The following is a 15,376-nucleotide window of genomic DNA, read 5'->3' as shown; positions in this document are numbered from 1 at the left end:
ATGCAGATCGTCATCACCGGCGCCAATCGCGGTATTGGCCACGCGCTTCTGACCCGCTATCGCGCCGCTGGCCATGCCGTCACCGGCACCGCGCGCAACGCCCCCGGCTATCACCCGCTGGACGTCACCCAGCCCGCGCAGTTCGAACCGTTGGCGCAGTCGCTGGATGGCCAGCCGGTGGATCTGCTGGTCTGCAATGCGGGCGTCTATCTGGACAAGGGCCAGTCGCTGGCCGATGGCTACCCCGCCGACATGTGGGCGACCGAGTTCGCCACCAACGTCACCGGCGTGTTCCTGACCGTGCAGGCGCTGTTGCCCAGCCTGCAAATGGCCGCCCAGCCGAAGATCGCGATCATCTCGTCCCAGATGGCCAGCGATACCCGCGCGCCCGGCGGCAGCTATGTCTACCGCGCCTCAAAGGCGGCCGCGCTGAATCTGGGCCGCAACCTGGCCGCCGATCTGCGCGGGCTTGGAATCGCCGTGGGCATCTACCATCCCGGCTGGGTGCAGACCGACATGGGCGGCGCGACCGCCGAGATCACCGTCGATCAGGCCGCAGAGGGGCTGACCGCGCGTTTCGCGGCGCTGTCGCTGGCCTCAACCGGTTGTTTTGAAACGTGGGACGGACGCGATCACCCCTTCTAGGGCCCCGAACGCGACAGATTGCGCAAATTCCCCCTGCGGTGGCGATGCAATCTTGCTCTTGACGGCTGAAACCGCTAATCCGCGCGGGACCAAGGAACAAGGACTGACCATGCCCGTTCTCGTGATGAAATTCGGCGGCACCTCCGTCGCCACGCTGGACCGGATCAAGCGCGCCGCAAAGCGCGTCGGACTGGAAGTGGCCAAGGGCTATGACGTGATCGTCATCGTCTCGGCCATGTCGGGTGAAACCAACAAACTGGTGGGCTTCGTGAACGAAACCTCGCCGCTGTATGACGCGCGTGAATACGATGCCGTCGTCAGCTCGGGTGAAAACGTGACCGCTGGCCTGATGGCGCTGACCCTGCAGGAAATGGATATCCCCGCCCGCAGCTGGCAGGGCTGGCAGGTGCCGGTGCAGACGACCTCGGCCCACAGCTCGGCCCGGATCGAGGCGATCCCGACCGACAACATCTCTGCCAAGTTCAACGAAGGCATGAAGGTCGCCGTCGTGGCCGGTTTCCAGGGCATCTCGCCCGAGGGCCGCATCACCACGCTGGGCCGTGGCGGTTCGGACACCACCGCCGTCGCCTTTGCCGCCGCCTTCGAGGCCGAGCGTTGCGACATCTACACCGATGTGGATGGCGTCTACACCACCGACCCGCGGATCAGCTCGAAGGCCCGCAAACTGGAAAAGATCTCGTTCGAGGAAATGCTCGAACTGGCCTCGCTGGGGGCCAAGGTCCTGCAAACCCGTTCGGTCGAACTGGCCATGCGCTACAAGGTGAAACTGCGCGTGCTCAGCTCGTTCGAAGAACCGTCAGAAGAAGCCGGCACCCTTGTCTGTGCCGAGGAGGAAGTCATGGAAAACCGTCCCGTTTCGGGTATCGCCTATTCGCGCGACGAGGCCAAGATGACCCTCGTCGATGTCGCTGACAAACCCGGCATCGCCGCCGCCATCTTCGGCCCCCTGTCCGAGGCCGGCGTCAACGTCGATATGATCATCCAGAACGTCGCCGAGCAGGGTCTGACCGACATGACCTTCTCGTGCCCGACCGATCAGGTGCTGCGCGCCCAGAAGGCGCTGAACGACGCCAAGGGCCGTGGCGACATCAACTTCCAGGAACTGATCGCCGACACCGACGTGTGCAAGATCTCGGCCGTGGGCATCGGCATGCGCTCGCAGTCGGGCGTTGCTGCCAAGATGTTCAAGACGCTGTCCGAGGAAGGCATCAACATCAAGGTCATCGCCACCTCCGAGATCAAGATTTCGGTGCTGATCGACCGCAAATACATGGAACTGGCCGTTCAGGCCCTGCACGACGCGTTCGAGCTGGAAAAGCTCTGACCCTTCGCGCCAGTCGCGTTTTAAGCCGGGCGGGGCAACCTGCCCGGTTTTGTCGTTTCATGGGTTGCGATGACCGTTCAAAACTCGCATAACGCGAAAAATACCAGCGCGATACGAGTGCGAAAAATGCCGCAACCGCATCATTTATGCGGCGACTGCACAATATAAATACCGAAAAGCGCAAGAAAATTCCACATCCGCAAGATTTCGCGCAAATTTCGTACCCCGCGACACGTTAACCGTTTTCCTCAACTGCGACTTGTGATCTATAGCCCCCTGCATCATGGGAATCTGGGATTGCCGACGGGATGACCGAAACCACGGAAACCGAAAGCCGCAAGCTGCTGCGTCGTCTGCGCGACGTGATGGCCAAGGAATATGCCGGCCAGGCGCGCCTGGACGAGATCACGCATCTCATTGCCGATTCCATGGGCACCGAGGTGTGCTCGATCTATCTGTTCCGTGACGCTGAAACCCTGGAACTTTGCGCCACCGAGGGCCTGAAGGCCGAGGCCGTCCACCTGACCCGCATGAAGCTGGGCGAGGGTCTGGTCGGCCGCGTCGCCCGCTCGGGCCAGATCGTGAACGAGGCCGACGCCCCATCCGCCAAGGGCTTCCGCTACATGCCCGAGACCGGGGAAGAGATTTACTCCTCCTTCCTCGGCATCCCGATCCAGCGTCTGGGCGAAAAGCTGGGCGTTCTGGTCGTGCAATCGAAACAGGCGCGGCAATTCTCCTCGGACGAGGTTTACGCGCTCGAAGTCGTCGCGATGGTGCTGGCCGAGATGACGGAACTCGGTGCCTTCACCGCCGACAACGCCGCCATGACCGCCCGCCACAAGCAGGCCGTGATGATCCGCGGCACCACCGGCCAGGAAGGCGCGACCGAGGGCCACGTCTGGCTGCACGAACCCCGCGTTGTCATCACCAACCCCATCGCCGAAGACCCGCACAAGGAACTCGCCCGCCTGAACGAGGCCGTCGAAACCCTGCGCGTCGGCGTTGACCGGATGCTGGCCGGGGCCTCGGGCGGCGATGCCGAACAGCTGGAAGTGCTCGAAGCCTACCGCATGTTCGCCAATTCCAAGGGCTGGATGCGCCGGATGGAGGAGGACATCTCGCGCGGCCTGTCCGCCGAGGCCGCCGTCGAGAAAGAACAATCCACCGCCCGCGCCCGCCTGTCGCAAGTCACCGACGCCTACCTGCGCGACCGCCTGCACGATCTGGACGACCTCAGCAACCGCTTGCTGCGCATCCTGACCGGCCAGGGCCAGGAAACCGGCGCGGACATGCCCGCCGACCCGATCCTGATCGCCCGCAACATCGGCCCGGCCGAACTGCTGGATTACGGCCGCTCGCTCAAGGGCATCGTGCTCGAAGAAGGCTCGGTCGGCTCGCACGCCGCCATCGTCGCCCGCGCACTGGCGATCCCGCTGGTCATCCACGCCGAACGCATCACCACCGAGGCGCTGAACGGCGACCACATCATGGTCGACGGCGATCAGGGCATCGTCCACCTGCGCCCCGACGACACCGTCGTCGCCGCCTTCCGCGACAAGATCGCGATGCAGGCGCAGGCACAGGAACGCTACGCCTCGATCCGCACCGAACCCGCCCGCACCCTCTGCGGCACCGAGGTCGGCCTGCACATGAACGCGGGCCTGATGGCCGATCTGCCCAGCCTCGACGGCTCGGGCGCCGAAGGCGTCGGCCTGTTCCGCACCGAGCTGCAATTCCTGGTCCGCAACCAGATGCCCAAACGCTCCGAGCTGTCGGCGCTCTACGCCCGCGTGCTGGACGCCGCCAAGGGCAAACGCGTGGTGTTCCGAACCCTCGACATCGGCTCGGACAAGGTGCTGCCCTACATGAAACCGCAGGAAGAGCCGAACCCGGCCCTCGGCTGGCGCGCCATCCGCGTCGGGCTGGACAAGCCGGGCGTGCTGCGGATGCAGCTGCAGGCGCTGATCCGCGCCTCGCACGGGCGGCCGCTGACGATCATGTTCCCGTTCATCGCCCAGTACGAGGAATACAAGGCCGCCAAAGCCGAGATGGACAAGGCGCTGGAACGCGAACGCGTGCTGGGCCACCCCGTCCCCGAACGGGTCGAGGTCGGCGCCATGCTGGAAACTCCCTCGCTCGCCTTCGCGCCTGATCGGTTCTACCAAGAGGTCGACTTCCTCTCGATCGGCGGCAACGACCTGAAACAGTTCTTCTTTGCCGCCGACCGCGAAAACGAGCGCGTCCGCCGCCGCTACGACACGCTGAACGTCAGCTTCCTGACCTTCCTCGAAAGCATCGTGAAACGCTGCGACGCGTCCAACACCTCGCTCAGCTTCTGCGGCGAAGACGCCGGCCGCCCGGTCGAAGCCGCTTGCTTCGCCGCCATGGGCTTCCGGATGCTGTCGATGCGCCCCGCCTCGATCGGCCCGGTGAAACACCTGCTGCGCCAACTGGACCTGCGTCAGCTGCGCGAAGTGATCGACGAAGCCCGCGACCGCAGCGAACAATCCGTTCGGCCCGCTGTCATGGCCTACCTGCGCACGGTCGAATAGCGCCGTGGGGGGCCAGCCCCCCACACCCCCCGGGATATTTAGAAAAAGAAGAAGGGATAAGGGCGCGCGCCTGTCTTCTTCTTTTCACAAATATCCCGGGGGTTTGGGGGCAGAGCCCCCATGCTGTCCGCCCTCAGGCGCGGGTCGTGTTGGGCAGGGAAAGGCGCTCTGCCAGGGCTTGGCGCAATTCGTCTTCGGAGCGGTCGGCCTCGATCGCGAGTTTGCGCAGCGCGAAATGGACGTGGGCGATTTCCTGGTAGTAGCTGGTGTAGGCATAATTCGTCGCGGCGCCCGCCACGGCGCCCAGAACCGGCACGGTTTGGGCGGCCAGTTTCTGTCCCAGCACCGCTGCCAGTTTCGGGGCCACTGTCTGGATCAGGCTTTGCACCGCTTTGCCTTGCAGCGCCACCCGCGTGGTCAGAAAAGCCAAGTCCGCGCCGTCATCCTTGGCCAGCGGGCCGGCGGCGGCGAAGACGCGGATGCAGTCGAATTGCACTGACTCGGACTCGGGGTCGAACCCATGTTCCACCGCCACGCCCTGAATCGCGCGCAGCAGCACCGTCGTGGTCACCGGCAGTTCCGCCAGCGCCGAGGGCAGCCCGCCGAACCCGCCCGCAGCCCCCATCGCCGTGGCCACCGCCGTGTTCAGCCAGCCCGGCTGGTCCTTGACCACAGAGCGCGAGCCATGTGCCGCTTTCATCGCCACGTTCAGCGCTTTTTCGGTGGCCGTGTCCAGCCGGTCGCGCACCGGGGTGGGCAGTTTGTCCAAAAGCGATTCGGCCTTTCCACCGATCAGGTTCAACACTTGCATGCCCAGCCCGTTCGCGGCGCGGTGGCGGCGGGCCAGCGCGTCCAGCTCGGCCTCGATGTCGATCAGATCTGTGGTCATGGCGGCCTCCGGTCTGGTTACCATGATCAGATTGGCGCTCAGGCCCCGCGATTCAACCCGTGAATTTCGTGACTTCTCCTGTCACGCCGTCCCAGGCGCCGGGAACCAGGTCTTCGCCCAGCACGCGGTCGGGGTTGGTGGGGGGCGGCATGATCACGCCCTCCAGCTTTTCGAACCCGAAGCGCGAATAATAGGGCGCGTCGCCCACCAGCATCACCCGTTCCCAGCCCAGCAGGATCGCGCGGTCCAGGCTTTCGTGGATCAGGAAGGCGCCCAGCCCTTCGCCCTGGCGTGTCGGGTGTACCGCGACCGGGCCCAGCAGCAGCGCGCGTTTGCCGCCTACCAGCACCGGCCAATAGCGGATCACCCCGCCCAGATGCCCATCGTTGTCTCGCGCCAGCAGGCACAGCTCTTTCACCATCGGTACGCCGTCGCGCAATCGGTACGAGGACAGCGCCGTCCGCCCCGGCGCGAAACACAGGTCATAGAGGGCCTCGACCTCCCACCAATCATTGGGCGTTTCCTCGGTGATGTTGAACATTGGGCGTGGATCGACTCCGATAGCGTTGACTTGATGGTGGAAACGCCCCTAACACGGCACTAGGTCTGAGACAAACCACAATCCGATAACAATAAGGGCCGATAACAGGAAGGGGACCGAGGGCAGATGTTTTACGAACCAAAGGACGGCCACGGGCTGCCGCATAACCCATTCAACGCGATCGTCACACCCCGCCCGATTGGCTGGGTCTCGACGCGTGGCACCAATGGCGTGGACAATCTGGCGCCCTACTCATTTTTCAACGCTGTCGCCTATGTGCCGCCGCAGGTGATGTTCGCCTCGACCGGGGTCAAGCCTGACCAGGTGGACGCCAAGGACACCGTCGCCAATATCCGCGACACCGGGGTGTTTGCGCTGAACGTCGTGTCCTACGCGCTGCGGGACGCGATGAATGCCAGCTCGGCCACCCTGCCCGCCGATCAGGACGAATTCGCCCATGCCGGGCTGGAAAAGGCCGAGTGCCGCACCATCGACTGCCCCTATGTGGCGGCGGCGCCGGCCGTGCTGGAATGCAAGCTGAACCAGATCATCCCCCTGCGCGGCCAGAACAACACCCTTGTCCTGGGCGAGGTCACCGGCATCTACATGAACGACGCCTGCATGAAGGACGGGATCTTTGACGTGACCACCTTCCAGCCGCTGGCCCGTCTGGGCTATCGCGACTATTCCGTGGTCAAGGATCTGTTCGCCCTGGCCCGCCCCGACGACAAAGCCTGAGACACGAAGGAACACCAAATGCACACCACCATCGGCATCATCGGCGGCTCGGGCATCTATGACATCGACGGTCTGGAAGGGGCCGAATGGGTCACCGTCGACACTCCGTGGGGCGCGCCCTCGGACGCGATCCTGACCGGCACGCTGGACGGGGTGAAAATGTGCTTTCTGCCGCGTCATGGGCGCGGGCATGTGCATTCGCCCACCACGGTGCCCTACCGCGCCAATATCGACGCGCTGAAACGTCTGGGCGTGACCGATGTCGTCGCCGTCTCGGCCTGCGGGTCGTTCCGGGAACACATGGCGCCGGGCGATTTCGTCATCGTCGATCAGTTCATCGACCGCACCTTTGCGCGCGAGAAATCCTTCTTCGGCACCGGCTGCGTTGCGCATGTCTCGGTCGCCCATCCCACCTGCCCCCGCCTGTCCGAGGCGTGCTACACCGCCGCCGTCGACGCCGGGATCACCGTCCACAAGGGTGGCACCTATCTGGCGATGGAGGGGCCGCAGTTCTCGACCCTGGCCGAGTCCAAGATGTACCGCGAAAGCTGGCATTGCGACGTGATCGGCATGACCAACATGCCCGAGGCGAAACTCGCCCGCGAGGCCGAGCTGTGCTATGCCTCCGTCGCGATGGTCACCGATTACGACAGCTGGCACCCCGATCATGGCGAGGTCGACATCGCCCAGATCATCGCCACCCTGACCGGCAACGCCGACAAGGGCCGCAACATGGTCCGCCGCCTGCCCGCCCTGCTGGGGGCCGAGCGCGCGCCCTGCCCGCATGGCTGCGACCGCGCGCTGGACTACGCCATCCTGACCGCGCCGGACAAACGCGACCCCGCGCTGCTGGCGAAACTGGACGCTGTCGCCGGACGGGTACTGGGCTAAGGCTCACTCCCCCGCTTGGGCGGCGTGGTCGTCCATGAACTTACGGATGAACCCGCGGATCTCGCGGGCGGCGCTGGTATCCAGCTCTTTGCACAGCTCGACAAAGGCGTCGCGCTCGGATTTGTCCAGGCGCAGCACCAGTTGGCTGTCTTTCTTCTTGGCGGTTTTCTTGTCTTTTTTGGACAATGTCCCGGACCCATCTTGAAATTTGGATAGCAAATGTATATACATTAGATATCCAATTGCTGCACAATTGTTTAGCGGCAAATGTAACAAGAAGGGAAGAGGAAATGAACTTGTACGCCGCAAAATCCATGCTGGTCCAGGACCGGATGGATTGGCGCAAACCCCACGTGTCCTGGCTTTCGGGCAAATTCTACCGGTTTTTCTCGAACGAACGCCGGGGCTAAGACGAAAAGCCGCCGCCTGACTTGGGGGCGGCTTTTCCTTTTGGCCTTGCCCTGACCGCCCCGCTGCGCCACACCTGTGCCCGGCAACAAACCAGAGGGCACCATGGCACCGCAGAAATCCGTCCGCGATTACATCCGCACCATCGTCGATTTCCCGCACGAGGGCATCCTGTTCCGCGATGTCACCACGCTCTTCGCCGATCCGCGCGGGTTCCGCCTGTGCGTCGATCAGCTGCTGCACCCCTATGCCGGCCAGCGCATCGACAAGGTTGTGGGACTCGAGGCGCGCGGCTTCATCCTGGGCGGTGCCGTGGCGCACCAGCTGGGCACCGGCTTTGTGCCCGTCCGCAAAAAGGGCAAGCTGCCGCACACCACCATCTCCGAGGAATACAAACTGGAATACGGCGAGGCCATCGTCGAGATTCACGACGACGCCATCCAGCCCGGCGAAACCGTGCTGCTGGTCGATGACCTGCTGGCCACCGGCGGCACCGCCGAGGCCGGCATCAAGCTGGTCGAGCGTCTGGGCGGCCAGATCATCAGCTGCGCCTTCGTGGTGGACCTGCCCGATCTGGGCGGCCGCGCCCGGCTGGAAAAGATGGGCATGGACGTCCACGCCCTCTGCGCGTTCGAGGGATTGTGACCCCTCGTCAGATGACGCCTGCCGCAATCCGCGCTAAAATGGCCCCGTTTTCACGGAGTCATTGATGCGCCTTGTCCTGCCCCTTCTGATCGCCCTCGCCGCCCCCGTTTCCGCGCAACAGACCGATCCGCTGCAGGCCCGCTTTCTGGGCCTCGCCGCCTATCAGGCGCAGGATCTGACGCTGGCCTTCACGCTGCTGTCCACCGCCGCCACTGCGGGCGACGCCGAGGCGCAGTATTGGCTGGCCAACATGTACCAGCAGGGCGAGGGCACCGAAAAGAACGTCGAGACCGCCGCCCAATGGATGCTGCGTGCTGCCGAATCCGGCCACGCCAAGGCCATTGCCAACGTCACTGCCCGCTATGAAACCGGCGGCGGCCTGCCCAAGGATCCCGCAAAGGCATTCTTCTGGGCCAGCAAGGGCGCCGATCTGGGCGAGGCTGCCTCGATGTCCGACCTTGCGCGCTATTACCTGAACGGCACCGGCACCGACAAAGACCCCGAGGCCGAGGCCCACTGGCTGCGCAAAGCCGCCGCCGCCGGTGACAAGATCAGTCAGTACAATCTGGCCTATTACCTCGAAAAGGGCCGTCCGCCCCTGCCCCGCGACCCCGTGCAGGCCGCACAGCTCTACGAAGCCGCCGCCGCGCAGGGCATGCTGGTGGCCGCCGAGAATTTGGCCCTGATGCACCACTATGGCCGTGGCATCCCGCAGGACTATGCCACCGCGCTGAAATACTGGCGCATCGCCGCCGAGGGGGGGCGCACCATCGCCCAGAACAACGTCGCCTCGATGCTGGCGCATGGGCAAGGCACCAGCAAAGACATCCCCGCCGCCATCGCGTGGTACGAGAAAGCTGCGAACGCGGGCTACGTCCCCGCGATGCTGTCGCTCGGCACGATCTTCTACACCGCGCAGGGCGTCCCCCGCGACATGCCCCGCGGCGCGGGCTGGTACGAAAAGGCCGCCATCCAATTCGACCCCGCCGCGCTGCACATCCTCGGGCAGCTGTTTTTCTATGGCGAGGTCAAACCCCAGGACGATATCCGCGCCTGGGTCTGGTTCGCGTATGCCGACGGAAACGGAAACCCCAAGGCCCGCGGCTTTCTGGATCAGCTGAACGCCCGGATGAGCGCGCAAGCCATCGCCGACGCAAACGCCCTCGCCGATCGCTGCTATTCCAGCGACGATTTCACCCCCTGTCTTTAACGATTTCGGGCGTACGATTTTTCCCGGGAATCATACGATTTCCCGGGTTAATCAATCGTTACGGCGCAGCACCGCCCCGGGATTCATGATGCCGTTCGGGTCGAAACTGGCCTTCAGCATCCGCATCAATTGCAGTTTTACCGGGTCGCCGTAGCGTTCCAGTTCGGCCACTTTCAGGCGGCCCACCCCGTGCTCCGCACTGAACGATCCGCCCAGGTCCGCCACCAGGTCATGCACGGTGTCCGAGATCGTAAGCTTCTGATCTGCATACTCTTTTCTGGTGCGCCCCTTGGCCGGAAAGACGTTGTAATGCAGGTTTCCGTCGCCCAGATGGCCAAAGCAATTGATTCGGAAATCCCCCATGCTGGCCAGCTTTTCGCCCGCCCGCGCGATGAATTCCGGCACCAGCCCCAGCGGCACCGAAATATCGTGCGAACTGATCGCCCCCACCAACCGGTTCGCCTCGGGAATCTGCTCCCGCACCTCCCAGAACGCCGTGCGCTGCGTTTCCGATTGCGCGATCACACCATCGCTGACCAGACCCGACTCAAAGGCATCTGCGAACAGGGTCTCCAGCGCCTCGGCCGGGTTCAGACCCCGCGCAAGGCCCACGTCGATCAGCACGAACCATTCTGGAAACTCTTGAAAAGGCAGCCGAATTTCCGGCAGCTTCTCGGCCAGGAACTCCAGCCCCGTGCGATGAATCAGCTCGAACGCGCTGACCCCTTCGCCCATATGCGCGCGCGCCAAACCCAGCAGCTCCAGCGCACCGGACGGGCTGTTCACGATCATCAACGCGGTCCCCTCACCCGCCGGGCGCGGGCTGAGCTTCAGCGCCGCCGCGGTGATCACGCCCAGCGTCCCTTCGGAGCCGATGAACAGATCCTTCAGGTCGTAGCCCGTGTTATCCTTGCGCAACCTGCTGAGATTGTTGAGGATTCTTCCGTCCGGCAGCACCACTTCCAGGCCCAGGCACAGCTCTCGGGTGTTGCCGTAGCGCAGGACGTTCACGCCGCCCGCGTTGGTCGCCAGATTGCCGCCAATGCGCGCCGATCCCTTGGCAGCGATGGCCAGCGGGAACAGCCGATCCGCCGCCTCGGCCGCCGTGTGCAGATCCTGCAGGATCGCGCCCGCCTCGGCTATCATGATGTTTTCATTCGGAAAAACGTCGCGAATTTTGGTCATCCGTTCCAGTGACAACACGATCGGCACCGCGCCGTCCGGCATGACCTGCCCGCCGACCAGCCCGGTTCCGCCGCCATAGGGAATCACTCCGACACGTGCCTCGTTCGCCATGCGCAGAACCGTCGCGACCTGCTCGGTCGTTTCCGGGGCGATGACGGCGGCGGCGTGGCCGGTCCAGGCGCCTCGGGGTTCTTCCAGGTGACGCGGCTCAACCGGACGCAAAGCCTTGTCAAACAGGGCTTTTCTCAGCGAGTCGATGAATTCGGGCGTGGCATCATTCAGCTTCATGCACAGATCATTAACATCTGCACATGATCCGTCCAGAGCCTATGCCTGACCGATCTCGGTCCGTCCGCGCCGGTCCATGCGCAGGCTGGCATAGAGCACATGCGTCCGCCAGCGCCCGTCGATCTGCAGATAGGACTGCGCGACGCCCTCATACTTGAACCCCGCCTTCTCCAGCACCCCGCGCGATGCGACGTTTTCAGGCAGGCAGGCGGCTTCGATCCGGCTCAGGTCCAGCTTGTGAAAAGCGTGATGTGTCAATGCCTTGATCGTTTCCAGCATATAGCCGTGGCGGGCGAAATCCTGTCCGATCCAATAGCCCAGCGTGCCCGCCTGCGCGGGTCCACGGCGGATATTATCCAGCGTGATTGCGCCCAGCAGGGCCTGATCTTCGCGCCGGATCAGGAACAGCGGCAGGGCCGAGCCATTGCCGATCGCCCGCTGCGCCCAATAGACCCGGTTGGTGAAGGCTTTGCGCGCAAGGTGGTCAGCGGCCCAGGTCGGCTCCCACGGCTGTAGAAAGGCATGGCTGTGCAAGCGCAGGCTGGACCAGTCGCGATAGTCCGAATGCACGGGCGGGCGCAACGTCAGCCGTTCGGTCTCGATCTTGACCTTGCGCTTGCCCAACAGCATCAGGCCGCGCGCCTGTCTTGCAACGCCTCCAGCGAGGGGGCTTCGTCAACCGGGCCATAAAGCGCCAGCGCCGCAGGGGCCTGCACGGCCATCACTTCGGCGAATTCTTTGACATTCTCGGTGGTTACGGCGTCGATCCGCTCCACGACCTCGTGCAATTCCGGCACGCGGCCCCAGATCTGAACCATGCGCGCCAGACGTTCGGCGCGGCTGGATGGGCTTTCCAGCCCCATCAGCAACCCGGCCTTCATCTGGGCACGCGAGCGCGCGACTTCGACCTCGGTCATGTCCTCAGCGGCGCGTTTCAGCTCGTCCAATGTGACCAGAGCCAACTCGGCCAGCTGATCAGCCGAGGTGCCGGCGTAGATCGTCATCATCCCAGTGTCGGCATAGGCCCCCGCCTGCGCGAAGATCGTGTAGCACAGCCCGCGTTTTTCGCGGATCTCCTGGAACAGACGGCTGGACATGCCGCCCCCCAGCGCGCCGGCATAGATCTGCGCGGTGTGCAGCGTGGTGTCGCCGTAGTTCGGCCCCTCGAAGGCCAGCGCGAAATGCGCCTGCTCCAGATCCTTCACCGTGCGGGTCTCGCCGCCGTGGAACCGGGCCTCGGCCGGGGTCGGTACGACCAGCGCGGACAGGTGCCCAAACAGCTTTTCAGCCTCGCGGCAGAGCGTATCGTGATCCACCGCACCAGCGGCGGCCAGGATCATCTGACCGGGGCCATATTGTTCCGCGATGAAGGCCGACAGATCCTCGCGCGTGAAGGCGCGGACACGTTCGGCAGGCCCCAAAATGGTGCGACCAAGCGGTTGATCCGGATAGGCTTTTTCCTGCAACCAGTCGAAAATGATATCGTCGGGCGTGTCTAGGGCCTGCCCGATTTCCTGCAGGATCACGCCGCGCTCGACCTCGATCTCGCGCTCGTCGAAGATCGGGTTCAGCACGATGTCGGCGATCACGTCCAGCGCCAGCGGCACGTCGGCCTCCAGCACGCGGGCGTAATAGGCCGTCACCTCGCGCGAGGTGTAGGCGTTCATGTAGCCGCCCACGTCCTCGATTTCCTCGGCGATCTGCAACGCGGTGCGCCGCTTGGTGCCCTTGAAGGCCATGTGTTCCAGGAAATGCGCGATACCGTTCTGTTCCACCCGCTCGTGGCGGCCGCCCGCAAGAACCCACAGCCCGATGGCCGCAGATTGCAGGCCGGGCATGTGTTCGGTCACGATACGGAAACCGTTCGACAGGGTGTGCAGCTGAACCGTCACTTCTGGATACGCTCGCGGATGAGGGACTCGAGGGCGGCCAGATCGTTGCCGATCTCGGTCACCCGTTCCGAACGCTCATACAGGTCGGCCATACGCGCTGGCAAGCCCGGATGCACGCCCGTCGCGGCCTTGACCGCTGCCGGGAATTTCGCCGGGTGCGCGGTGGACAGGGTGATCATCGGCACGTCCGTTTTGCGGTGCTCGTTGGCGACCTTCGCCGCCACGGCGGTGTGCGGGCACATCAACTCGCCTGTCGTGGCGAACATGTCGGTGATGGTCGCGCTGGTTTCATCTTCCGAGCAATTGCCGCTGTCGAACAGCTCTTGCAGCGCCTCCAGCGCGCCCTGGCTGACGGTGAAACCGCCGGCCTTCAGCTCGTCCATCAGCTGGGAAACAGCCGCGCCGTCTTGGCCATAGGCGTAGAACAGCGCGCGTTCAAAGTTGGACGAAACCTGAATGTCCATCGACGGGCTGATCGAAGGGATCACGCCATCGGGGCGATATTCGCCGGTGCTCAGGCAGCGGTGCAGGATGTCGTTCTGGTTTGTGGCGATCACCAGACGGTCAATCGGCAAGCCCATGCGCTTGGCGATGTAACCGGCAAAGATGTCACCGAAATTCCCGGTCGGCACGGTAAAGCTGACCTTGCGCGCCGGGGCACCCAGCGCAACCGCAGAGTAGAAGTAATAGACGACCTGCGCCAGCACCCGCGCCCAGTTGATCGAGTTCACACCCGCCAGACGCACGCCATCGCGGAAGTCGAAATCGTTGAACATGTCCTTCACGCGGGCCTGACAGTCGTCGAAATGCCCTTCGACGGCCAGCGCGTGGACGTTCGATTCCGCCGGGGTGGTCATCTGGCGGCGCTGCACCTCGGACACGCGGCCGTTGGGGAACAGGATGAACACGTCCACCGCGTCGAGACCTTTGAACGCCTCGATCGCCGCAGACCCGGTATCGCCCGAGGTCGCGCCCACGATCGTCACCCGCTGACCCGACCGTTTTAGAGCGGCCTGAAACAGCTGGCCGATCAGTTGCATGGCGAAGTCCTTGAAGGCCAGCGTCGGGCCGTGGAACAGCTCCAGCAGGAAGTGGTTCGCGTCCAGCTGCACCATCGGCGCGCGGGCGGTATGGCCGAAGCCTTCGTAGGCCTTGGCGATGATCTCTTTGAACTCGGCGTCGGTGAAGGTGTCGCCGATATAGGGCCGCATGATGCGAAAGGCGGTTTCCTCGTAGCTCAGCCCGGCCAGTGCGGCGATCTCGTCCTGCGTCAGGGTCGGGATGGTCTCGGGCACATACAGGCCGCCATCACGCGCCAGGCCGGTCAGCATGGCCTCTTCGAAGGACAGAACAGGGGCCTGGCCCCGGGTCGAGATGTATTTCACTGGTCTTTCCCTTTCACGGGTTTGCGCTGGCGCCAAAGGAACAGGCCCAGCATCGCCGTCCAGACGGCGGCCAGACCGAACCATTGCACGGCGTATCCGAAATGATCGTTGGGGATGCCCTCGATGCCGACGGGCAGCGGGGTCACGGGGCGGTCGTCGAACGAGGTTTCGCGCGCGACCACCAGAATTTGCTCGGTCCCGAGGGCCTGCGCCAGCACGTCCACCTCGCGGGCGAACCAGATGTTCTTGGCGCGATCGTTCTCGGGGGTGTAGCTGTCACGCTCCTCGGGCCAATGCAGGTTGCCGGTGACGGTGACGTTTTCAAAGGGCGGCTGGGGCGGCACCGCCTCCAGCGGGACAAAGCCGCGATCCACCAGAATCGAGCGTCCGTCCAGCTCCATCGCGTTGATCAGGCGATAGCCCGCGCCCACCGATTTCTGGCTGACCAGAACACGGATGGAGGGGGCCACGATGGTGCCGCTGACCTGCACGGGCAGAAAGCGGTCCGCCTCAGGGTCGGGCTGCGCAGGCAGGGCCACGGGGGCCGCATGGATGCGCGCCTCGATCTGGGTCAGGACGGCCTCTTTCCACTCCAGCCGGCGCAACTGCCACAGGCCCAGCGACGTCAGGATCGCTGTGCCGATCAGGCCGAAGATCAAAGGCAGGAGGATGCGGCGCATCAGGGTTCCTTACACGGTCAAAGCGCACGAGGGGGTGCCCCGTGCGCCTTGCTTTTGGTGCTTTACGCCCGGTTTTTCAACC

Annotated in this window: 15 protein-coding genes; 7 read left to right on the top strand and 8 right to left on the bottom strand. The window is 64.2% G+C overall.

Annotated features, from left to right (window positions below):
* From E7681_RS13710 to ptsP, 3 genes are all read left to right on the top strand, one after another.
* On the top strand, nucleotides 1-645 hold the full coding sequence (locus E7681_RS13710) for an SDR family NAD(P)-dependent oxidoreductase (RefSeq protein WP_136339869.1): 645 nt from the start codon (nucleotides 1-3) through the stop codon (nucleotides 643-645).
* A gap of 109 nt (nucleotides 646-754) precedes the next feature.
* On the top strand, nucleotides 755-1,990 hold the full coding sequence (locus tag E7681_RS13705; RefSeq protein WP_136339868.1) for an aspartate kinase: 1,236 nt from the start codon (nucleotides 755-757) through the stop codon (nucleotides 1,988-1,990).
* A gap of 308 nt (nucleotides 1,991-2,298) precedes the next feature.
* Complete coding sequence (ptsP, locus tag E7681_RS13700) at nucleotides 2,299-4,542, top strand: phosphoenolpyruvate--protein phosphotransferase (RefSeq protein WP_136339867.1); 2,244 nt, start codon at nucleotides 2,299-2,301, stop codon at nucleotides 4,540-4,542.
* Between the two features lie 133 nt (nucleotides 4,543-4,675).
* On the opposite strand, the gene E7681_RS13695 is transcribed toward ptsP, so the two are convergent.
* Entirely contained in the window at nucleotides 4,676-5,431 is a 756-nt protein-coding gene (locus E7681_RS13695; RefSeq protein ID WP_136339866.1) for an EcsC family protein, read from the bottom strand.
* 52 nt (nucleotides 5,432-5,483) lie between these two features.
* Nucleotides 5,484-5,972, bottom strand: a complete 489-nt coding sequence (locus E7681_RS13690) for a GNAT family N-acetyltransferase (protein WP_136339865.1) — start codon at nucleotides 5,970-5,972, stop codon at nucleotides 5,484-5,486.
* Between the two features lie 126 nt (nucleotides 5,973-6,098).
* On the opposite strand from E7681_RS13690, the gene E7681_RS13685 reads away from it, so the two are divergent.
* Together E7681_RS13685 and E7681_RS13680 are read left to right on the top strand one after the other, a co-directional pair.
* Nucleotides 6,099-6,710 carry a flavin reductase family protein gene (locus E7681_RS13685; RefSeq protein WP_136339864.1) on the top strand — a complete coding sequence of 204 codons (612 nt, stop codon included), beginning with the start codon at nucleotides 6,099-6,101 and terminating at the stop codon, nucleotides 6,708-6,710.
* Nucleotides 6,711-6,728: 18 nt separating this feature from the next.
* Nucleotides 6,729-7,601 (top strand): S-methyl-5'-thioadenosine phosphorylase, encoded by an 873-nt coding sequence (locus E7681_RS13680; RefSeq protein WP_136339863.1) that lies wholly within the window; start codon nucleotides 6,729-6,731, stop codon nucleotides 7,599-7,601.
* A gap of 3 nt (nucleotides 7,602-7,604) precedes the next feature.
* Here the strand turns inward: E7681_RS13680 and E7681_RS13675 are convergent, their stop codons facing one another.
* Nucleotides 7,605-7,787 (bottom strand): hypothetical protein, encoded by a 183-nt coding sequence (locus tag E7681_RS13675; protein ID WP_136339862.1) that lies wholly within the window; start codon nucleotides 7,785-7,787, stop codon nucleotides 7,605-7,607.
* Nucleotides 7,788-8,114: 327 nt separating this feature from the next.
* Between E7681_RS13675 and E7681_RS13670 the strand changes: the two genes are divergently transcribed.
* Together E7681_RS13670 and E7681_RS13665 are read left to right on the top strand one after the other, a co-directional pair.
* The gene (locus E7681_RS13670; RefSeq protein ID WP_136339861.1) at nucleotides 8,115-8,654 is read left to right on the top strand and encodes an adenine phosphoribosyltransferase; all 540 of its coding nucleotides are present in this window, start codon (nucleotides 8,115-8,117) and stop codon (nucleotides 8,652-8,654) included.
* 64 nt (nucleotides 8,655-8,718) lie between these two features.
* Complete coding sequence (locus E7681_RS13665; RefSeq protein ID WP_136339860.1) at nucleotides 8,719-9,864, top strand: tetratricopeptide repeat protein; 1,146 nt, start codon at nucleotides 8,719-8,721, stop codon at nucleotides 9,862-9,864.
* 51 nt (nucleotides 9,865-9,915) lie between these two features.
* Here the strand turns inward: E7681_RS13665 and E7681_RS13660 are convergent, their stop codons facing one another.
* The 5 genes from E7681_RS13660 to E7681_RS13640 are packed head-to-tail and all read right to left on the bottom strand — an operon-like array spanning nucleotide 9,916 to nucleotide 15,294.
* A complete protein-coding gene (locus E7681_RS13660; protein ID WP_136339859.1) occupies nucleotides 9,916-11,337 on the bottom strand; it encodes an FAD-binding oxidoreductase in 1,422 nt (473 codons plus the stop codon).
* Nucleotides 11,338-11,376: 39 nt separating this feature from the next.
* Nucleotides 11,377-11,967 (bottom strand): GNAT family N-acetyltransferase, encoded by a 591-nt coding sequence (locus E7681_RS13655; RefSeq protein WP_136339858.1) that lies wholly within the window; start codon nucleotides 11,965-11,967, stop codon nucleotides 11,377-11,379.
* A complete protein-coding gene (locus E7681_RS13650; RefSeq protein ID WP_136339857.1) occupies nucleotides 11,967-13,229 on the bottom strand; it encodes a M16 family metallopeptidase in 1,263 nt (420 codons plus the stop codon). Before E7681_RS13650 ends, E7681_RS13655 begins: the two co-directional genes overlap by 1 nt.
* A complete protein-coding gene (gene thrC, locus E7681_RS13645) occupies nucleotides 13,226-14,614 on the bottom strand; it encodes a threonine synthase (protein ID WP_136339856.1) in 1,389 nt (462 codons plus the stop codon). The genes E7681_RS13650 and thrC overlap by 4 nt, the downstream gene beginning before the upstream one ends.
* Nucleotides 14,611-15,294: an SURF1 family protein gene (locus tag E7681_RS13640; RefSeq protein WP_136339855.1), complete on the bottom strand. Its 684-nt coding sequence runs from the start codon at nucleotides 15,292-15,294 to the stop codon at nucleotides 14,611-14,613. Before E7681_RS13640 ends, thrC begins: the two co-directional genes overlap by 4 nt.
* Nucleotides 15,295-15,376 lie beyond the last annotated feature (82 nt).

The organism is Thalassobius vesicularis, assembly GCF_004799325.1.
Lineage (GTDB): Bacteria > Pseudomonadota > Alphaproteobacteria > Rhodobacterales > Rhodobacteraceae > Thalassobius > Thalassobius vesicularis.
Note: the sequence above shows the minus strand (reverse complement) of the source record. Positions and strands in the feature narration are given on the sequence as shown.